This window comes from Paenibacillus sp. J53TS2, from assembly GCF_018403305.1.
GTDB lineage: Bacteria > Bacillota > Bacilli > Paenibacillales > Paenibacillaceae > Fontibacillus > Fontibacillus rhizolycopersici.
Genome location: NZ_BOSK01000006.1, coordinates 225845 through 245995 on the forward strand (window position 1 = coordinate 225845; position 20151 = coordinate 245995).

The following is a 20151-nucleotide window of genomic DNA, read 5'->3' on the forward strand; positions in this document are numbered from 1 at the left end:
GGATGGCTTCACGCGAAAACTCAGCCGGACGGAGTCGCAAGGCCCACCGCCGGCAAGGTATGGGTAAAGCGGCCGCAACGGTCCGCCGCTCCGCCGGCCGTCGGAAGGCCAGCCGCGTAGTCCGTAACGCGCCCGCCAAGGGCGCGCTTCACCGGCGGCGCGGAAGCCGCCGGCGCTTGAACGGGCGCCGTGTGGCCCGCCCGGTGGTGTGGCGGCGAGCCCTGCCGGCAGCGAGCCGAACGGGCATCGCGGGCAGTCCTGGCGGCAATCCGGTAGAGGCTGCGGCGGCCGCTGCGCCTGACCCGAGCGCTTCAGCGCCGCCGCCATTGCCCACGCCCGAGCCGACGGTACTAAACCCGGTCCCGGAGGGCGGCTTCGAGGCGGCATGGTTCGCAGCCGAGGCGGAGCGAGTCCGTGCTGCCGCTTATGAGGAAGGCTACCGCGAAGGCTTCTTTGAAGGCGGGGAAGCGAAGCTGGGCCGCTTGATACCGCGCCATACGCTACTGCCTGAGGTGCGGGTCGACGACGTCATCGCCGCGGGTTTCCCTACTGTTGCCGGACGGTTGTACCCGCTGCTCACGCCGGTTGGCGTATTCGCCGCTACCGACGAGGCGCTGCGGGCCGGCCGGCCGCTGTCCGTCGTCCGCCTCGGGGACGGGGAGTTGATCACTTTGGCGCACGGGACGGTGATCGGGGCCGAGGAAGCACTCCGCTGGGGGGCTTTTTTGCCCTATGCAGGAGTGCAACTGCCGGATCCGGCCGCGCGCGAGACTTTGGCCGCCGCCGTGCGGGCCGCTGATATCATCGGGGTGCCGGAATCCCGGCATCCGTCCTATCAAGGGTTATTGTTTCCCGTGCTGCACCATTATGGGATCGATTACCGCACTTTGCAGTTGACCACATCGACCATAAATTACGAATTAAATACCGGCGGTTATTTGACGAGACTGTTGCATGGCCGGCGCGTCCTGCTGATCGGGAATCAGGCGGAGGCGCTGGCAGGGTTTCTCGGGCAACGCAGCGTGAACGTTGTGGGGTGGCTCGCTCCGGTTCAGGGCGTGGCCGATGTGCCGACGGTCGCCATGCGCGTCCGGGAATTTCCGGATTTTGACCTGGCTCTGGTTGCCGCCGGTGTGGCTGCTGTGATGATTTGCCCGCAGCTGTCCAGAGAATTGGGCAAGGTGGCGCTGGATATGGGTCATCTGGCCGATAAACTGATAAAAGGCGAGGCGGCCCTGCCGCAACTCGGGGAGGTGCACACCGGTGCAAACGGAAATTGACGGAAACACCAACGACCAGGCGAAACGTCCTTCAGGGACCTACGAACAAGGGCATGCTGCCGGCTATGCATACGGGGTCCGCGAAGGCATCCGGACGTTTGGTACGGGCCAGGAATTCACGAGTATCATTATTCCGACCTATGATCGCATAGATTTGTTGCTTCAGTGCTTGGATCACATTGATCAGCACACGTCTTCCCCGTATGAGGTTATCGTTGTCGACAATGGATCGGCCGATGGTACGGCCGAGGCCGTTCGCAGGCGACGCGGGCGGGTAAGGCTTGCGGTGCATTCGCAGAACCTGGGGTTTGCCCGTGCGGTGAATACCGGCTTAATGATGGCTAAAGGAAATACGATCGTGCTGCTGAATAACGACGTGCTGGTCACGGAGCGCTGGTTGGATCAGTTGTTGGCATGTCTCCGGCAATTTCCGGAGGCCGCTGCGGCGGGACCCGTCACGAATTACATCAGCGGGGAGCAATTAATCGACGTTCCTTATAAAGATGTTACGGATATGCCGGCTTTCGCCGCTATGCACAACCGCTACGATCCGCGGAAGTGGCGCGTGACCGATCGGCTGGTGGGCTTTTGCGTTGCGTTTCCGCGTACGACATTGGATCAAATCGGTTATTTTGACGAGGGGTACGAAATCGGCAATTTTGAGGACGACGATTGGGTCGCGCGTTTGCGTTTGCAGGGGAAGAAGATGGTGATCGCCGGGGACACCTTTGTCCATCATTATGGAAGCATGACGATGAAAGGACTGGGTTCCCAAGGCTTTCAGGAAGTTAACACCCGTAATCACCATTTCTTCCGCGAGAAATGGGGGGATCTTCAAGCACTGTATGCGCGGATGCCGGCATGGCGCGGAGAGCGGACGCTGCAGGCGGCGGATTTCTTCCCAACCCATGTGCGGGTTCGGGACGCGAACGGGGGCGTGCACTGGTTGGAGCAGGGGGTTCGCCATCGGCTGCACCAGGTTGGCGCCCTGGTCACAGAGCCGACGCGGCTGTCCGTGCTGGATTTGCTCCAGCTGCCGGCCGGGCCAGACCGATCGCAGGAACAGCTAGCTGGTTTCAGCGGGAGCGCACCGTCCGAGGCAGGCTTAACGGACGGCACCGTTGCCGTCTGCGGTGGGCGGTGGTATCAAATTGATCGAGGGCAGCGGCGGGAGATCATCTCCGAATACACATTGCACGCGTGGGGGCTTGCACCTTCGGGTATCGCACTTTCGGAAGACGTGGTGGGCGCTTATTCCGAGGGGCTGCCCATCCTGCCGCCTCCGCATCTCGTTAGTGAGGATTTATAGGCTGGCAAGGGCCGTTTCCCCAGGAACGCGCTTATTCGTACCGGCATATGTTATTGCAGGCAGGGCATCTGAGAGGACGGTGTCCGCTTCCTGAAGCGAAAGGCGGTTCTTAGGCGAGGAGGAGTCAGGGTGGAGCAAAAAATTTCGGAGATCATCGTGCACATGGCCCACTCTCATCAGCAGATGGCGCGGGTGATCGATGCCGAGCGGCAGGTTGCCGTGCGCATGGCGCAGATCGTGCATGCGATTCCCGATGCCGAGCCGGCGTTTGAAGGAACGTCCGGCATTTTGGAGAATTCGAGCCGGATTAACAAAAGCGTGATCTCCTACTTAAATGCCATTGCTGATTTGCAGGAGGCGATGGCAGAGAATTTGGGGATAGTTATGAAACAAATGAAAGGTCATGAAGAAGAGTGAGGTTAAAGAAGCGGGGAATGATGCCATGAGCAGGGAACTGGCCTATCTGAACATGCTGGATGCGGCCGCCAAGATCCAGTGGAACGTCGCGATGATTCTCGAGGCCAAGGCGGTTGAATCCGAGAAGGTGCGCAACTGGGTATTGAATCATGTGCTGGAGAGCAGTTTTGAGGATCACGAAAAGCAGCTGTCCGATCCGCTGGATGTTCACGATCAGCTCGTGGAGGTGATCGAGGGCCTGACCAAGCTCCAGAACGGGCTGTGCAGCAACTTGAAAACGATACTGCCGCCCGAGGACGAGGAAAGCGGCGGCGACAGTAGCCTAGACGGTAATTTTAGCGGAATGTTCGGTGGTGATTTTGATCTGGGGGATTCAAACAAATGACCCTCTTTCCTCTTCAGGCCGGGGAGGAGGCCAAATTACGGTTGATCGACGCAATCAGCCAGAGCCAGCTGGCGATGGCACGAATTCTCGGCAGCCTCGCCGATGTGACCGAATTGTCTCCGGACGCCGCCAGACATATTGCCGGCAATATCGATAGATTAACGAAATATCAGGAAGCGATGGCCCGCACGGTCTGCGGGTTGACTTTTCATCGCGTCAAATACGGAACTCCTTCGCCGCCGTGGATGATGGACGCTTGTTATGCAGCATACAACGTTACCCGAGGAGAACAGGAGGAAGAAGGATGGCAAAAACCAAACTCCGGCGCACCCGCCGTGTGAAACCGCGCGCGCTGAGAAAAATCAAGCCCCGTAAGAAACGGAAGCTGTCCCTGCGCCGGGGAAGCAAGCTGACCACTGCCCGTCGCAAACGGCGCAAGGTGATGCATAAGCTGCGTTCACGCCGCAGCAGAAGAAGATGGAGAGGTCGTCGCGCCGCCCTTCCGGTACCCGCAGCCGTGATCCCCGCTCCTGAGCCGGCTGCCGTACCGGAACCCGTTGCCGTCCCGCCGGCAACACCTGAGGACGCCGTGGTTTACGATCAAGCTTATAATGAGTCGTATCAGGAAGGGTTTAATAATGGCTTCGCCCAAGGTTACGAGGACGGGCACAAAATAGCCTATAAAAATCAAATCTAGCAGAAACGCTGTCGGTGATCCGGCAGCGTTTTTTTTTGCTTTTTGGCGGCGGGCGGCGGCATTCGCCAATTTATCAGGCGGGCGGGTAGTCGTCCATGATGCACGTGTCCCCTCAGCATATATTTATTAAGACCCAGGAAACGCAAGATAGAATTCCACGAAGATAGGATGAAGAACCTTGGAGAACGTCAAGGAAAATCGGTACGGCGAGGCATATCAAGTCGGATACGAAGAAGGGATCCGGTATGGCGGGTGCCAGGCCGTACTCGAACGAATTCCGCCGGTTACCCGGCCAAAGGTGGATCTGCGGGTGCTATATGTACCCCAGGGGTTCGACGCGATCGACGAAGGGGTTCAAGCGGCACTCAAGGAGCTCACGCGCGAGTGCGTCGTCGCTTCACCGGAAATGATGCTGCAGGAGACGCTGCGCGTCCATCCCGATCTGGTGCTGGTCATGAATTCGCTGCACGTCTTTCCGCCCGACCATGCCTCGCAAATGGCACAGATTCGGAGTATGGGCATTCGGACAGCGGTTTGGTTCGTCGATGACCCTTATTTTACCGACGATTCGATCGAGCTGGCTTTAAGCTACGACGTGGTGTTTACGCACGAAATCGAATGCGTGCCGCTTTATCGGTCCATCGGAGTTCGAAGCGTTTACCATCTTCCGTTGGCCGCCAATCCGCACCAATTTCGGCCCGTTCCGGCCAAACCGGAATATCGCTATGACGTGTGCTTTATCGGTAATGCTTTTTGGAATCGAGTCGGCCTGTTCGACCGTTTAAGTTCGTTCCTGCAGGACAAACGGGTCCTGATCGCCGGGTTTCATTGGGACCGACTGCCCCGTTACGAACAGTTATCGCGATTTATCCGCCCGGGTTGGGTTCCCGTCGAGGAGACGGTTCGTTATTACAACGCCTCCAAAATCGTGCTCAACATCCACCGGCCTACACAAGCCGGCCAAGATAACCGGAACGGACGCGATACCCCGGGGGGATCAATTAATCCACGCACCTATGAGATTGCAGGCTGCGGCGCTTTCCAGATCACGGACATCCGCAGCGATTTGGTCTCCTATTACCAACCGGGTTACGACATCGAGACATTCAGAGATGAAGTGGAGCTGGAGGCAAAGATACGTTATTACCTCGAACACGAGGAAGAACGACGGCAGATTGCCTGGCGTTCGCTGTGGACGACGACGGCCGCCCATACCTATTCGGATCGGGTCAGTCGTCTGCTGGACGCAATCGCTGGAAGCTAGTTCAAGAACCAACCCCAAAAGGAGTGACATTATGTTTATTGAGGAAGCGGATGGTCAAATGACTCAAACCGTTTTGGACCCGGCCGAGAGCGGAAGAAAGAACGGGCTCCGCGACGGCTATGCCGAAGGGTACCTTAGGGGGAGAGCCAGCTATATCGTGAGTCAACCGAAGCCGGCTTTTCCGGTTCGCAAAGTGAAAGTGTTATACGTCAGTTCGGGGAAAGGCTTTCCGTATTCTCCGCTCGACGAGGCGGTATCGTCTACGCTCCGCACCTTAACCACCGAACTGATCGCCACAGTACCGGGCGACCCGATTCCGGATTTGGCTGCGCAGCACAAACCCGATCTGCTGCTCGCTCTCGACGGGCTGGAGCTCCCCGCGGAGCAATTGAACGCCGTACGGGCGATGGGGATTCCGACCGCCGTTTGGTTTACGGATGATCCTTATTACACCGATCTGACCATTCCGTTAAGTTCTCACTACGATTATGTATTTACGCTTGAACGTAATTGCGTCGATCCCTATCGCGCCGCCGGGTGCAGCCAGGTCCATTATCTGCCGTTTGCAGCGTTTCCGGAACACTACCGGCCAACGTTGATCCCCTCCCCACACCGTCGCAATTTGAGCTTTATCGGCTCGGCTTACTGGAACCGGGTGATCTATCTTCAACCGGTGCTTCCCGCGCTGATGGAGCAAGGCTTATTGATCAACGGAATCTGGTGGGATCGTCTGCCCGAGTTCCCGGCGTATTCGGATCGGATCGAGTTGGGCAAGTGGATGGGGCCAGTAGAGACCTCCGAAGTATACAGCGGGTCGAAAATCGTCCTGAACCTTCACCGTTCTCCGTTCGAGGAGTACATCAATAACAACCAAGCTGGGATTCCGGCGGCATCGCCGAATCCGCGGACATTCGAAATCTCGGCCTGTGCCACGCTCCAATTAGTTGATGCGCGCGACGACTTAACCTCGTTTTACCGTCCGGACGAGGAAATCGTAACCTTCTCCTCGCCGGAGGAATTGGTTGATAAAGTGCGCTATTACCTGACCCACGAGGAAGAAAGAAGAGAAATCGCGTTGCGTGCATTGGATCGGACCTTGCGGGATCACACGTATGCCAATCGGTTGGATCAGTTGCTGTCTGTGATTTTCGGGTGATCCCTGCAGTTGAGAGACCTGTTCCGGAACGCCTGGACATCGTGCAAAAAAAGGAGGGGCAATCGTGCCGGATAAGAAGAAGCTGCTGCTGTTTTCGCATGTATGCAATTCAAGAAACGTAACCGGTGCCGAGAAATTGTTGTTGTTCAACGCGAGGAAGCTATCGGCTTATTACGACTGTACGATTGTAGTTCCTCGGCAGGGCAGTTTGTCCGTTCTGGCCAAACGTTACGGGATCCGTTCCCTCCTGTGCGAAAACGCGCTGCTTTACAGCATGTGTGCCCCGCACGCCAACTTGGCCGATGAACTCCAGTCCATCGCCTGGAGCGAACAGGTGCAGCGCACGATAGAGCTGCTGAATAAGGAGCGGCCAGATGCCGTGCTTGTGAATACCAGCGTGAATGTTTCGTCGGCGATCGCCGCTAAACAGCTGGGAATTCCCGTCATTTGGCAGATCACGGAGGTGATTGCGTCCAACGAATTCACCGCGGAGGCGGTGAATTTGATCGACAAGTACAGCGATCTGATCATCGGGATTTCCGATTCGGTGCTGCTTCCTTTCCTCGGAACGCAGGCTGCGGACAAAACCGTACTGCTGTACCCTTCGTGGAATCCCGAGGATGTCCACCCCGACATCTGGCCGGCACAGCGCTGGCATAAGCGAGCTTGGTGGAAAGTCAAATCGACGGAAGTGCTGGTAGGCTATATTTCTTCTTACTTGATTCCGGAGAAAGGAGCCGATCACTTCATCGACGCGGCGTTAAGTCTGGCCGGCCGATTCCCGGAGGCGAAGTTCGTTATCATAGGTGCGGAGATTCATCCAGAGTATTACCGGAACTTAAAGCGAGCGGTTCAGGGCTCGCCGTATCCGAATCGGTTTAAATTCGTGAGCTTTGAAGATCATGTGGAATCCGCCTTTAGCGCGATGGATATCGTTGTCGTCCCGGGGATTCTTCCGGAAGGGTTTGGGCTAACCGCGCTGGAGGCAATGGTCTTCGGCAAACCGGTTGTCGCTTATGCTTCGGGCGGTTTGCGCGAGATTTTGGAAGCGGTGGGCAGCGGGGCTTACCTGGTGCCAACGCGGGACAGCGGTGGACTCGCGGAAAAATGTGCGGAGCTGCTGTCTTCCATGGAATTGACTCGTAGTGTGGGGGAAAGGAATCGGGGTCAAGTAGAAGCGGTGTTCGGCCCGGCAGCCTATGATTTGCGGCTTCAAGGGTTGGTTCAGCGCATACAGGGGCTTTCGGGTCTTGTGGTCCCACTGCCCGAACCGGCACCGATCATGCCCTCTCCGGATGCGGCGGACCTCCGTGTCTCGGACTCGGAGGGATTACCTATTGGGCAAACCACGCCTCCGATGTCCGTCAAACCCGCCGGGCGCCGCAGAAGGATCAAGCTGAAGCGAGCTAAGCGATCACGCAGAAGAAGATTCGGTGCCGGTAGAAGCTTGACCGCCCGGCGCGGCGGAACCGGTCACGTTCGTAGCAAGTCGGCCCATCGCCGCCGCAAGCCCGGCCAGCGCACAGCAAGGGCTCGTACGAAACGCGTGCGCGGGCGTCATAAGTCTGCAAGGAGATGAGACCGTGAAGATCATGACCATTTTAGGAACCCGGCCGGAGATCATCCGGCTTAGCCGGATCATCCCGCTGCTGGACCGGTGGGCCGACAACCACGTGCTGGTGCACACGGGGCAGAATTTTACGGCCAGTCTCAGCGATGTTTTTTTCCAAGAGCTTGGTTTGAGACAACCGGACTATATCTTTCAAGATCATCAAACGACGCTGGGCAGCCAGCTATCGGCTATGTTTGCCCAGATGGAGCGAATCTTAGATGCTGAACGACCGGATCGCGTGCTGCTGCTGGGAGATACGAACAGTGCACTATGTGCGGTTCTGGCCGAGCGGCTGGGCTACCCGGCGATCCACATGGAAGCGGGTAACCGCTGCTTTGACCTGGAGGTCCCCGAGGAGAAGAATCGGAAAGTCATCGATGCGGTGTCGACCATCAACATGCCATATACCCCGCAAAGTAAAGCTCATCTGATCGCTGAGGGCGTTCCGAGCAATCGCATCGTACTGACCGGCAATCCGATTTATGAGGTGATGAAGCATTACGAGCCGCAGATCGAAGCGAGTGACATCCTGCAACGCTTGGGGCTTCAGGAAGGAGAGTATTATCTCGTCACAGCCCACCGCGCCGAGAATGTCGATCGCCCGGCTTCCCTGCACGCCATTATGGAGGGGTTGAACCGGGTGGCAGCCGCCTCGTCCAAACGGTTGGTATGCAGCATTCATCCCCGCACGAGATCACGGATCGAACGCGATTTGAAGCTGGAAATGCATCCTTTGGTGGAATTTTATGAGCCGTTTGGGTTTTTCGATTTCGTGAAGCTGGAAAAGCATGCGTTATGCGCGTTAACCGACAGCGGTACCGTACAGGAGGAATGCTGTATCATGCAGGTGCCTACGGTAACGATTCGCCGAACCACGGAGCGGCCGGAAACGGTAGATTGCGGCAGTAACGTCGTTTCCGGCGTGGACGCCCGCAGCATCGCTGAAGCGGCGGAGATGATGGCGGGGATGGAGCGTTCGTGGCCTTGTCCCGAGGGCTATCTGGAGGAGAAGGTTTCGCAAAAAGTGGTCAAATTCGTGCTTGGAGGGAAATTGAATGTTTAAAGATCAAGTAATTCTGGTCACCGGGGGGACAGGGTCCTGGGGATATGAGTTGATCCGCCAGATCCTCCCTCAGGAGCCGAAGGAGATCATCGTATATTCCAGGGGGGAGGCAGCTCAGGTCGCTATGAGCCGCGCTTTTGACGATGAGCGGCTTACGTTTCGCATTGGAGATATCCGCGATAAGGAGGCGCTGACGGCGGCTTGCCGAAACGTGGACATCATCTACCATCTGGCTGCCTTGAAGCATGTGCCCATTTGCGAAGAGCAACCGGGCGAAGCGCTGAAAACGAATGTGGTCGGCACGCAAAACGTCATCGAAGCCGCCATCGAAAACAAAGTCAAGAAAGTCCTCTACATCTCCACCGACAAAGCCTCCAATCCGTCCAACTTTTACGGTATGACCAAAGCCATCGGCGAAAAGCTGATCGTTTATGCCAATCTGCTTCAGGAGGAGACCCGGTTTGTGTGCATCCGGGGCGGCAATGTGCTGGGCACGAACGGCAGCGTGATCCATCTGTTTAAGCAGCAAATCCGCGAGAAGAAGGTTCGGATCACCGATATGGAAATGACTCGGTTTTTCCTGACGATGCCGGAGGCGATCCAGCTTCTGTTTAAGGCTTCTCAGGAAAGCGAAGGCGGTGAAATCTTCGTCATGCTGATGCCGACCTGTCGGATCGTGGAGCTGGCGGAGGTGCTGATCGAGGATTCGGGAGAAGCGGACATATCGATCGTTGAGTCGGGGATTCGGCCCGGAGAGCGGATTCATGAGCTGCTGCTCAGCGAATACGAGAGCCGGACGACCGTGGTGTACGACAAGGAGTATCTAGTGATTTTACCGGCGTTGGACATCGCGGGCTTGAAGGAACGGTACGGTCATTTGCCGCTTGTCCCTTTCGGCGAGCTGAGCTCGGAGCATGGGCTGATGAGTAAGGAAGAGATCCGCAGCATGCTGAGTAAAGGAGGATTCCTTTCATGAAAATGCTGATCCTCGGGGGCCACGGAATGGCGGGTCATGTCCTGGTACGGCATTTCCGAGAACAGGGGGGTCACCAGGTGTTCTATACCTCGCGTGATCCCGGGGACCCAGGCTCCTTGATCTTGGATGCCGGTGATATCGTTGCCGTTGATCAGGCGGTTCAGTTGGTTCGTCCAGACGTCATTATTAACGCGGTCGGGGTGCTGAACCAGTTTGCCGACCAAGACAAAATCATGGCCTACCATATTAATGGATTCCTTCCCCACCGATTGCGGCATTTGGCGGATAAAACAGGCGCGCGTCTGATTCATATCAGTACGGACTGCGTCTTTCGCGGCGACCGCGGCGGATATCGGGAGGAGGATCAACCCGATGGCGTTACGACGTATGCCGTGACCAAAGCGCTCGGGGAGGTGCAAGACGAAGGACACTTGACGATCCGCACCTCGATTATTGGACCTGAAATTCGCCGTCAGGGCATCGGATTGTTTCAGTGGTTTATGAGTCAGGAAGGCAAGGTATCCGGATATCGCCGGGTCAAATGGAACGGCGTGACCACGGTACAGTTGGCTAAGACGATCGAGTGGCTGCTGGATCGTCCGGTGTCCGGCTTGATCCATCTGGCACATCCGGAGGTTGTCAGCAAATACGAGATGCTTCATCTGTTTCAAGAGATCTGGGGAAAAACCGATCTTGAGATCGAACCGGACGACGGTCCCGCCCTCGATCGAACGCTGGTGAACACCCGTCCGGAGGCGGCGGCCCCTCTCCCTCCATTCCGGCAGATGTTGGAGGAAATGGCCGACTGGATGAGACGGCATGGGTGACGGGGCGGCGGTTCTGGTCACGGGGGCTGGCGGGTTTACCGGCCGCCACGCCAGCCGCCGTCTTGCCGCCAAGGGATACAACGTCTTCGCTTTAGTGAGAAGCGAAGCCGGACTGCCTGCAATCGAAGGTGTCGAGTACGTCATCTGCGATTTGACGGACAAAGTGGGAGTCAAACGCGTCATCGATCGGACCCGGCCGCAGTTCGTGCTGCACCTGGGCGGCAAGAACTCGGTCCCAGACTCCTGGTCCGAACCGCTTCTTTATATAGAAACTAATGTCATGACAACCCTGTACCTGCTCGATGGCCTGCTGGCTTTCGGACTGGAGGATACCCGCATTCTCGTTGTCGGATCACGCCTCAAATTCGGACTAGAGAGACCGCTTCACCCAACACACCCTTACGGATTGAGCAAATCGTTACAAGAAGCCGCAGCTCTGGCCTGGGGAAAGCTGTACCGTCTCAGCGTCATGATCGCCGAACCGGGCAACTTGATCGGAGCCGGACCGTCCACGGGCGTCTGCTCTCTGCTTGCCCGGCATATCGTCGGGTTAGAGCGAGGGGAAGCCCCTCCCCCTTTCCTCTTGTCGTCGGCGGAGGCTCGGCGTGACTTCCTTGATGTGCGCGACGCGGTGGATGCCTACGAGATCCTGCTTCGCAAAGGTGAGGTTGGCGAGGTATACCCGGTTTGCTCGGGGCAAGAGAGGAGTTTGGCTGAGCTGGCGGAGGATTTCTCGCAGCTGACGGAAGTTGCGGATTTGAAATTAATGATGGGTCGCCCGTCAGGAGGAGAACCCCTTGTTAGCACTGGGCCGCTCCTTCCCGAAGCGCTTCAGGCTTTAGGGTGGCGCTCAAGTTTGGCCTGGGAACAATCCCTGCAGGATGTACTGGACTATTTTCGCAAGGAGGGAACCGCTTCGTCATGAATCCACGTGTAAGTATCATTATTCCGTTCTATAACTGTCCGTATATTGAACAGGCCGTGCAAAGCGCGCTGAACCAAACGCACCCGCATACGGAGATTATCGTCGTTGATGACGGTTCGACTGTGCATGCCGAGCGGCTCGCTCCGTACCGGGGGCATATTTATTATCTGGGAAAAGCCAACGGGGGGACCGCCTCCGCCTTAAACCACGGAATCCGCCATGCTTCCGGAGAGTATATCGCTTGGCTCAGCTCGGACGATCTGTTCTCGCCAGAGAAAGTTGCGGTACAGTTGAATTTCATGCGGGAGCAAGGCGCTGAAATTTCCCACACCAACTTCCATTATATCGACGAATACGGCCGAATCACCCAATACAATGCCGGCATGCAGCATCTGGGGATGCGGGAGCTGGCGAACACGTTATACAGCGGCAATCCCGTGAACGGCTGTACCGTGATGATTCGCCGCAGCCTGATCGAGCGCGTCGGTTTGTTTGATGAGGCCCTGCCGTATACTCATGATTACGATTTGTGGCACCGGGTGTTGCTGTCCCGCGCCGCTTTTCCTTATTTAAACGTACCGTTAGTGAATTACCGGCGCCATTCGGGGATGGGAACGCTGCGCCATCAAGCGGCGATCACGGCGGAAATTGCCTTCCTACAGAACCGCTACCGCGGTGCCCTGACTCATCTCATCGCTACTTCTTGACGAATGAGGTGAACCCCTGATTGGGAAGAGAGACAAAATAAGCGGTTATCTTGATCAAGTTGTCTATACCAAAACGGAGCTCCGATCATAACCTGTACTAGATTACAAGAAGGTGGTGATTAAGAGATGGGTGTCTTTCTTGATGCCAGAAGCTCCGTAAACTCCAACCAACCTGGGTTCCCTGGGACTCCGCTCACAGATACTCCCGCTTTGTTCGGGGTTATCGGCCTGCAGACGCAAAACGTACCGAATCCGATCGTCATTCTGTCCGGATCCGTTGGGATATTGGGAGGAGTCGGCGATACGTTTACGATCGAAATCGTCCGCGGCTTGACGTTTGCTCCGGCCAATGTCATTTTTACCCTCGACGGTGTCGTCAATAGTGCTACGTCGACGGAGGTTACGTCCTTCGTAGCTGCCGATTTGCAAGCTCCTGCTGCTCCCGAAACGATCTATACGTCCTATATTTCCGGGGCTACAACAGCTATCCGTAACGGCCCAGAATCATTTACTGGCATTGCCGAACAGGGCTAGGTTATGCCCAGAAAACCTGCCTCGGGGTGTCCCGGGCAGGTTTTCTGCTAAATGAAATCGTCGACCTCTGACAGAAAAGGACTTGAAGGGATGAAGCGTCTAAAAATCTTGTTTGTAACGAAGGATTTCAGTCATTATCTGGAGCGGAATATTCATTACATGCAATTGGAACTAAGAAAACATGCCGATTTGGCATTGGATTATAGAGGCGGGGAGGTACGTTCGATTCTCCGGCGGACTCCCTTTCAACCCGATTTTATTCTGTTTAACGACATGTTCCATGCATCCTACTGCCCGCCCGTAAATGGGCTTGCCCAGTTGAAGGTGCCCTGGGGCATGATCATGCATGATCTGCACGCTAGGCCTGAGCAACGTCGGGAGTTCTTACATCGGTTTCCGTCCGCGAATATCTTTGCGATGTATAGGCAAGCGTTCCGGCAGCGGTTTCCCGAGTTCAAGGGTCGTCTGTTTTGGCTCCCCCACTTTGTGGAGCCGACCGTGTTCAGGGATTACCAACGTCGAAAAAACATCAATGTTTTGCTCATGGGGGCAACCAACCCTAAGGTATACCCGCTTCGCCATAAGATGAAGATGGCCTTGTCTGGGCATCCCGGCTTTGTATCCCACAATCACCCCGGGTACACGGATTTCGGCTCCGACGCTCAGGCGCACGTAGCGCGCGGCTTTGCGCTTGAAGTGAACCGAACCAAGATCTTCCTGACCTGTGATTCGATTTACCATTATCCGCTGCGCAAGTATTTTGAGGTCCCCGCTTGCAACACACTGCTGCTAGCTTCCGACAACGCCGATTTGCAGGCCCTTGGCTTCAGATCTGGCGTTCATTATGCGGCTGTGACGGAAAGGGATTTCCTGGCTAAGCTTCACTTCTATCTGCATCCGAACAACGAATCGCTGCGGGCCAAGATCAGCCGGCAAGGTTATGAGTTCGTCAGGGAGAAACATACGACCTCCGTCCGTACCCTGCAGCTTCTCGAAATGATAGGTTCGATCGTCGGCTGAATTTCCGGGATCGACCTATAACCCAACAACAAGCGAAAGGGGAGATGGATATTGTCACGTATCATCGCCATCGTAGGCATGGGCTATGTCGGCCTGCCCCTGGCAGAAACGTTCCTGGACCAGGGCTTTCGCGTCATCGGCCTTGACAAGGACGAAGAGAAATTACGGCTATTGCGAGCGGGACGCAGTTACATCGCGGACGTTCCCGATGTGAAGATCAAACGATATGCCGATGCTCAGCAATTGACGGTAACTTCGGACTTCGGCGGGATCGCAAGCGCAGAAGCCATCATTATTTGCGTGCCGACCCCATTGACGGATCAGCATGTCCCGGACATGACCTATCTGATCGATGCCGCGGAAAAAATCGGGGAGCATCTGCAGCCCGGGCAGTTGGTCGCGTTGGAAAGTTCTACTTACCCCGGAACTACCCGGGAAGTGATCTTACCTCTTCTGCAAAAAAACGGTTTAAACTCGGGAACGGATTTTTTTGTCGGGTTTTCACCGGAACGGGTTAATCCCGGAAGTCGCCGCTATTCGCTGCGGGATATCCCCAAAATCGTCAGCGGCATCACCGACGCTTGCACGGATCGGATGGAGGAACTCTATCGCGCGGCTTTTCAAACCATCGTACGGGTTTCCTCGACGGAAACGGCTGAAATGGCCAAACTGCTGGAAAACACCTTCCGCTTCGTCAATATTTCATTTATTAATGAGTTCGCTTTGCTCTGTGATCAGCTGGGAATCAACGTTTGGGAAGTGGTGGAGGCGGCCTCATCCAAGCCGTTTGGATTTAAGCCGTTTTATCCCGGTCCCGGCGTCGGTGGACATTGCATCCCGGTAGATCCGATTTACCTGCAATGGAAAGCGCGGCAGATGGGGGCGACCAGCTCGTTTATCGAGATCAGCGCGCGGATTAACCGCGACATGCCGGCGTACATCGTTTCCCGGCTACAGGAGGAATTGAACAGTATTACTCTTTTCGGAAAGCGGATTTTAGTGGTTGGCATTACGTTTAAAGAAGATGTCGCCGATATCCGCGAGTCGAGCGTGATCGAATTGATCCGACTGCTGATGGCCGCAGGGGCAAAGATCGATTATCACGACCCGCTGATATCGGAGGTAGAGATCGACGGCGTTAAGCTACATTCGGTGGAGTTGGAGGAGGAGCGTTTGGCTTCCTCAGATGGCGTGGTTCTGGCGGTTCATCACCATGGTTTACCGCTGAAGGAGGTTATGGAGCACGCGCCATTCGTGTTCGATACGCGAAACGCGGCCGCCGGCATTCAAGGTAAAGCGCGGGTTGTTACGCTGGGGGGCGGAAAGTCGGGTTTCAGAGAAAAAAAAGCCGATTCTTAAACGGAAATTCACGGGCGAATATAGTCACGAAAGGAAGGTAGAAGGATGTTTAGAGACAAGACGATTTTGATTACCGGGGGAACTGGATCTTGGGGGAAAACGTTGACGAGGAGGCTGCTGCAGGAGGGGCCGCGGGAGATCCGCATTTTCTCGAGAAACGAATATGCGCAGGTTTTGATGCAGCGGGAATTTGGCGGGCATGCCTCCGTGCGGTACCTCATCGGTGATGTACGCGACTACGCTGCGGTGGATGCGGCCTGCAAAGGGGTCGACTATGTCTTCCATCTTGCGGCGCTTAAACATGTGCCGGTTTGCGAATTTCAGCCGGAGGAAGCGCTCAAGACCAATGTGCTTGGATCTGAAAACATCATTCGAGCGAGTATCGCGCACAAAGTGGCCAAAGTAATAGACGTATCCACCGACAAAGCGGTTGATCCGACGAATACGTACGGGATGACGAAAGCGATCGGAGAAAAACTGATGATCCGCGCAAACGATTTAAGCGAACATACCCGGTTTACTTGTATTCGTGGGGGAAATGTACTTGGAACGAACGGCAGCGTCGTCCCGTTGTTCATCAACCAACTGCGGGAAGGGAAAGACTTGACCCTTACAGTTCGGGAGATGACTCGGTTCTTTCTGACCTTAGCCCAAGCGATCGACCTGCTACTCAAAGCGGCCACGACGGCGATCGGGGGCGAAACCTTCGTCATGAAAATGAAGGCATGCCGCATCATCGATATTGCGGAGGTGCTGGCTGAGCATTATCGTGGGCATCACGTTCCCGTTAAGGAAATAGGGATTCGGCCCGGGGAGAAGCTGCATGAGGTGCTGGTCTCCCGCTACGAGGCTCCTTATACGTTGAAATATAGCGGTCAATATTACGTCATCCTTCCTCCCGGCTCCAAGGAGCTGGCCACCCATTATTCGGCCTTCTCACCCGCTCAGTTCTCGGAATACCATTCCAATGATTTCTTACTCAATAAAGCTGATGTTGCCGAGTTACTGAAGGAGGGAGGGTTTCTCAACTGATTACCATCAGCTTATGTATGATTGTCAAAGATGAAGAGGCTCGTCTTCCCGTCTGCTTAACCTCCGTTGCCGATTTGGTGGATGAAATCGTCATTGTGGATACGGGATCCAGCGACCGTACCCAGGAGGTAGCCGCAGATTATGGAGCGAGAATTTTTGAGTTCGTCTGGCAGGATGACTTCGCGGCTGCGCGGAATTACGCCTTCTCGCTGGCGTCCTGCGATTATATTCTTTGGTTGGACGCCGACGACGTCATCACCGAGCCAAACCGCATCAAGTTCCTTCAATTGAAGCAAGAGTTGGCCTCCGATATCGATGCGGTTCTGATGAAATACGTGCTTCGCGAGCAGGAGAAGACCGGGGAGCCCTTGGCTTCAACGCGCCGCAACCGGTTGGTCAAGCGAAGCCGAAACTACCGTTGGATCGGTGTCGTGCACGAATATCTTGAGGTCACCGAAGGGAAACAGCTGTTGACGGATATCGCCGTCACCCATCGCGGTGTCGAGAGCCATTCCGGACGGAATCTACAGATCATTGAACACTATTTGGCTTCCGGCGGCATGCTGGAAGGGCGCTTGCGCTTTCATTTGGCATGTGAGTTAGCCGAGGCGGGACGTTATGAGGAGGCGGTGCCGCATTTTGCGGAGTTCCTCCTCGACCCGAAGGCGAATCGGGATGACCTGGTTTTGGCCTACGCTCGTTTAAGCGATTGTTATGGCCATTTGGGCCACGAACGGGAGAAGCTGGAGATGCTGTTTCAAACCTTCCGATTTGAAATTCCGCAACCGGAAATTTGCTGTGCCATAGGCAAATGTATGGAAGACCGTCAGGAGTGGACCCTGGCCGTGTATTGGTATGTTCAGGCGCTGCAGAACGCAAATGGTAGCAACTGGACGGCCATCGTGCATGCGGCTTCCCGGACATGGCTGCCCCATAGCCGGCTATGCCTGTGCTATGCGCGGCTTGGCCACTTGGGCAAGGCTTATGAGCATAACCGGGAGGCGCTTCGCTATTTGCCGGACGACCCCGGGCTTCTCGATAACGAGAAGAAGCTGAAGTTGGCTATAGACACGGCATCTCTCCAATAGTATATGTCATTTTGCTAAAAAAATTTGCCAAGCAAAGAACCTCCAGCGATCTGGAGGTTCTTTGGCTTTTTCTTATTGCACCCCTAAACGCTTCAGCATTTGACGGAACGAATCGGCATATTGCTGCGGCGACAACCACTGGTGAATATGCCGTTGTCCTGAGCTGCGGATCTTCTCCCGCACTGCGGAATTGTCCATTAGCTCCAAAGCACCGGTAACCGCTTGGCCTACTTGCGGATAAGCGAAGAACTTGCCCGTTTGATTATGCTTAATAAAAAGACGAACCCCGTCGGAATCGGTAGTAAGAACGGGGCAGCGGCAGGCCAATGCCTCGGCGACGGCATAGCCAAAGCCCTCCAAGGTGGATGTGGAGATCAAGAGCCCCCCGGAATCCCCAACCCGCGATAAATAATAAGCCATCTCCCGGTTGGGTGTATTCGGGTATAGCTTTATGATGGATTGAAGTCCAAGCCGACTGACATGTTGCCAAAAGGCGTTTTTGGTGTCCTCGGTCGGTAGTTGATAATCGAGAAACATCCATATTTCCATCTTGGGACGCTGACGATGCAGCGCGGCGGCGATTTCTAAGAATAACCCCCAATTTTTGTTGGGCTCTAGCCTTCCAACCCACGCAATGATCGGCACCGGATATTTGGACTGGGCCTTGTAATGGAAGTGCTGCGTATCCAGCGGATTCGGGAACACGAACCTGGGCAGCGACGGGTAATAGGAGGAAGCGAGCTCCATCAGATGGGGCGTCGGCGGCATCAGTGAAGCCTGGCAATGGCGAAGAATTTCTTGCGTCCCTTCTCGCAGTGTCTTCTCTGCATCATCCCGGGTTCCCAAACCCTGAATTTCATAAACAATTGGTTTCTTAAATCCAAGTCGGCGCAGCCTTCCCGGCATCCAGAAATCCGAAGTAGCCACTACCGCATCATATTGGGGTAACCGTTGAATCAGTTCGACATCCCCTGGCGCCACCATAACGGGAATGTTCGCCAACTGCGTATTCACAAGACCGGATCCGGGGCGTAAATACATAATATGTCCTTCAATGTCCCGACTCTTCAGCGCGATACAGCGCAAGCGATTTAGGGTCTCAACCCCTCCGCTCGGAACATAGAACGTAAACAGCACTTTCATGGGCTAGCACCCCTTGAAGTTATTGAGCGTCTTACGATTAGTTTACGCGCTGTCCGAATCGGACGTGTGGGTTGATTTACCTGGATACCGCCCGCCTTCTGGCAGGCGTTAGGTGGGTCGCTCGGTTATGTTTACCTGTATGACGACTACGGGATTTGGCGCATGATAAGTCCTGTTTCATACATCAATTATTACGGATGGAGGATGACTACATGCGAGGAGCGAAAGTCGTTAACTTATCGTTGTCCGCAGCATTGCTGGCCGGGGTTGCTTTGGTGGCGGGTTGTGGAGACGGTAAAGACAACAATAATGTGCGCACGCAAAGCTTGCGGGGCAATAACCGTAACTATGACGTCAATTCCCTGAACCAGGGTAATCGCCTGTTCTCCCGCAGCGCCGGCAACGGCCAGGATCAGCGCATCCGTTCCCTGCGCTATAGCCCCGCGCTGAGCAATAAAGTCGCGCAGCTTCGCGATGTTCAAACGGCACATGTCGTTGTTACCGACCGTGATGCTTATGTCGGCGTCACGCTCCACGGCAATCATACGACAGGACGCACCACTGCTTACGGCATGCAGCGTCCGAACGGAATCGGTCTCGGGACGACCAATGTGGGCGGACCTTACGGCGCGGACTACGGAACTCGCGGTGCAGCGGATAACGGATTGGCACGCGGCACTGGCCGTACAGGTACCGGGGGCAGCCTCTTTGATCTTGGACGGGGCGGTTTGTTCGGGGCGGGGTATGACAACCGCAGCGATAACAGCTCCATGCTAGGCAACGGAACGACCGGTTACCGCAGTGGGAACGGCTCCATGCTGGGTACCGGAACGACAGGAAACCGCTTCGGATCGATGTATCCTGGGGGCAGCATGGGAATGTCCAGCGTAAACCGCGGGACGGGGACATCGGCTTATGGAACCAGTACAAATAGGGGGACGATGAACAACACCCCTACCGGGTTTACGACAGGAAATGGAGCCTTGGGTGCCGGTACGGATAACGTATCCCAAGATGTAAAGAATCGGATAACGGCTGCCATTAAGCAATCGGCACCGCACATCCGCAATGTCTATGTGTCCGGAGACGCCGACTTTGTCTCCCGCATTGGAGATTACGGGACGCAATCCCGAGGCGGCGGAACGCTGAACAATTTCATTAGCGATTTCGAAACGATGATCAATCGTGTCTTTCCCGGACGCACGGGAACGATGACCGGCCCGAACGGCTATGCGCCGACAGGTCCTAACGCCGGCATGGGCAACGGGGTAAATAACATGGGCACGACCGGTACTGGTGCACGAGGCACGAATGCCGGCTTTACTGGTGGAACGACCCGCTAAGGGCAGTTCATAAG

General features: G+C 55.7%; 21 protein-coding genes. 20 read left to right on the forward strand and 1 reads right to left on the reverse strand.

Translation table 11 applies throughout. From position 1 onward, the window contains the following. The first annotated feature begins 2 nt into the window (after nucleotides 1-2). From KJS42_RS23195 to KJS42_RS15305, 19 genes are all read left to right on the forward strand, one after another. The gene (locus KJS42_RS23195; RefSeq protein ID WP_244868501.1) at nucleotides 3-1280 is read left to right on the forward strand and encodes a GT-D fold domain-containing protein; all 1278 of its coding nucleotides are present in this window, start codon (nucleotides 3-5) and stop codon (nucleotides 1278-1280) included. Continuing rightward, nucleotides 1264-2589 (forward strand): glycosyltransferase family 2 protein, encoded by a 1326-nt coding sequence (locus KJS42_RS15220; RefSeq protein ID WP_213623337.1) that lies wholly within the window; start codon nucleotides 1264-1266, stop codon nucleotides 2587-2589. The genes KJS42_RS23195 and KJS42_RS15220 overlap by 17 nt, the downstream gene beginning before the upstream one ends. Before the next feature lie 129 nt (nucleotides 2590-2718). Further along, nucleotides 2719-3006, forward strand: a complete 288-nt coding sequence (locus tag KJS42_RS15225) for a nucleoside-diphosphate sugar epimerase (protein WP_193419148.1) — start codon at nucleotides 2719-2721, stop codon at nucleotides 3004-3006. Between the two features lie 25 nt (nucleotides 3007-3031). After that, nucleotides 3032-3391: an alpha-helical endospore appendage domain-containing protein gene (locus KJS42_RS15230; RefSeq protein WP_155606285.1), complete on the forward strand. Its 360-nt coding sequence runs from the start codon at nucleotides 3032-3034 to the stop codon at nucleotides 3389-3391. Beyond that, entirely contained in the window at nucleotides 3388-3732 is a 345-nt protein-coding gene (locus KJS42_RS15235; protein ID WP_155606286.1) for a hypothetical protein, read from the forward strand. The genes KJS42_RS15230 and KJS42_RS15235 overlap by 4 nt, the downstream gene beginning before the upstream one ends. After that, entirely contained in the window at nucleotides 3696-4088 is a 393-nt protein-coding gene (locus tag KJS42_RS15240; protein ID WP_193419149.1) for a FliH/SctL family protein, read from the forward strand. Before KJS42_RS15235 ends, KJS42_RS15240 begins: the two co-directional genes overlap by 37 nt. Nucleotides 4089-4266: 178 nt before the next feature. After that, nucleotides 4267-5352 carry a CgeB family protein gene (locus KJS42_RS15245; protein ID WP_213623338.1) on the forward strand — a complete coding sequence of 362 codons (1086 nt, stop codon included), beginning with the start codon at nucleotides 4267-4269 and terminating at the stop codon, nucleotides 5350-5352. 31 nt (nucleotides 5353-5383) lie between these two features. Further along, a complete protein-coding gene (locus tag KJS42_RS15250; protein WP_193418160.1) occupies nucleotides 5384-6508 on the forward strand; it encodes a CgeB family protein in 1125 nt (374 codons plus the stop codon). Nucleotides 6509-6572: 64 nt separating this feature from the next. Beyond that, nucleotides 6573-8087 (forward strand): glycosyltransferase, encoded by a 1515-nt coding sequence (locus tag KJS42_RS15255; protein WP_244868502.1) that lies wholly within the window; start codon nucleotides 6573-6575, stop codon nucleotides 8085-8087. A 4-nt stretch (nucleotides 8088-8091) separates the two neighbouring features. Continuing rightward, the gene (wecB, locus tag KJS42_RS15260) at nucleotides 8092-9183 is read left to right on the forward strand and encodes a non-hydrolyzing UDP-N-acetylglucosamine 2-epimerase (RefSeq protein ID WP_193418158.1); all 1092 of its coding nucleotides are present in this window, start codon (nucleotides 8092-8094) and stop codon (nucleotides 9181-9183) included. Further along, the gene (locus tag KJS42_RS15265; RefSeq protein WP_155606290.1) at nucleotides 9176-10159 is read left to right on the forward strand and encodes a polysaccharide biosynthesis protein; all 984 of its coding nucleotides are present in this window, start codon (nucleotides 9176-9178) and stop codon (nucleotides 10157-10159) included. Before wecB ends, KJS42_RS15265 begins: the two co-directional genes overlap by 8 nt. Then, nucleotides 10156-10986 carry an SDR family oxidoreductase gene (locus tag KJS42_RS15270; protein ID WP_155606291.1) on the forward strand — a complete coding sequence of 277 codons (831 nt, stop codon included), beginning with the start codon at nucleotides 10156-10158 and terminating at the stop codon, nucleotides 10984-10986. The genes KJS42_RS15265 and KJS42_RS15270 overlap by 4 nt, the downstream gene beginning before the upstream one ends. After that, a complete protein-coding gene (locus KJS42_RS15275) occupies nucleotides 10979-11911 on the forward strand; it encodes an NAD-dependent epimerase/dehydratase family protein (RefSeq protein WP_213623339.1) in 933 nt (310 codons plus the stop codon). Before KJS42_RS15270 ends, KJS42_RS15275 begins: the two co-directional genes overlap by 8 nt. After that, entirely contained in the window at nucleotides 11908-12618 is a 711-nt protein-coding gene (locus KJS42_RS15280; protein ID WP_213623340.1) for a glycosyltransferase, read from the forward strand. Before KJS42_RS15275 ends, KJS42_RS15280 begins: the two co-directional genes overlap by 4 nt. A gap of 126 nt (nucleotides 12619-12744) precedes the next feature. Beyond that, nucleotides 12745-13152, forward strand: coding sequence for a hypothetical protein (locus tag KJS42_RS15285; protein ID WP_193418152.1), 408 nt, complete (start codon nucleotides 12745-12747; stop codon nucleotides 13150-13152). 90 nt (nucleotides 13153-13242) lie between these two features. Next, the gene (locus KJS42_RS15290; RefSeq protein WP_213623341.1) at nucleotides 13243-14172 is read left to right on the forward strand and encodes a glycosyltransferase; all 930 of its coding nucleotides are present in this window, start codon (nucleotides 13243-13245) and stop codon (nucleotides 14170-14172) included. A 51-nt stretch (nucleotides 14173-14223) separates the two neighbouring features. Then, nucleotides 14224-15531, forward strand: coding sequence for a nucleotide sugar dehydrogenase (locus KJS42_RS15295; RefSeq protein ID WP_244868503.1), 1308 nt, complete (start codon nucleotides 14224-14226; stop codon nucleotides 15529-15531). Between the two features lie 45 nt (nucleotides 15532-15576). Beyond that, nucleotides 15577-16563: a polysaccharide biosynthesis protein gene (locus tag KJS42_RS15300; RefSeq protein WP_213623342.1), complete on the forward strand. Its 987-nt coding sequence runs from the start codon at nucleotides 15577-15579 to the stop codon at nucleotides 16561-16563. 17 nt (nucleotides 16564-16580) lie between these two features. Continuing rightward, on the forward strand, nucleotides 16581-17651 hold the full coding sequence (locus KJS42_RS15305; protein WP_244868505.1) for a glycosyltransferase: 1071 nt from the start codon (nucleotides 16581-16583) through the stop codon (nucleotides 17649-17651). 72 nt (nucleotides 17652-17723) lie between these two features. Here the strand turns inward: KJS42_RS15305 and KJS42_RS15310 are convergent, their stop codons facing one another. Further along, nucleotides 17724-18794, reverse strand: coding sequence for a glycosyltransferase family 4 protein (locus tag KJS42_RS15310; protein ID WP_213623343.1), 1071 nt, complete (start codon nucleotides 18792-18794; stop codon nucleotides 17724-17726). 212 nt (nucleotides 18795-19006) lie between these two features. Here KJS42_RS15310 and KJS42_RS15315 point away from each other — a divergent pair, with 212 nt between their 5' ends. After that, nucleotides 19007-20137, forward strand: coding sequence for a YhcN/YlaJ family sporulation lipoprotein (locus KJS42_RS15315; protein ID WP_213623344.1), 1131 nt, complete (start codon nucleotides 19007-19009; stop codon nucleotides 20135-20137). Nucleotides 20138-20151 lie beyond the last annotated feature (14 nt).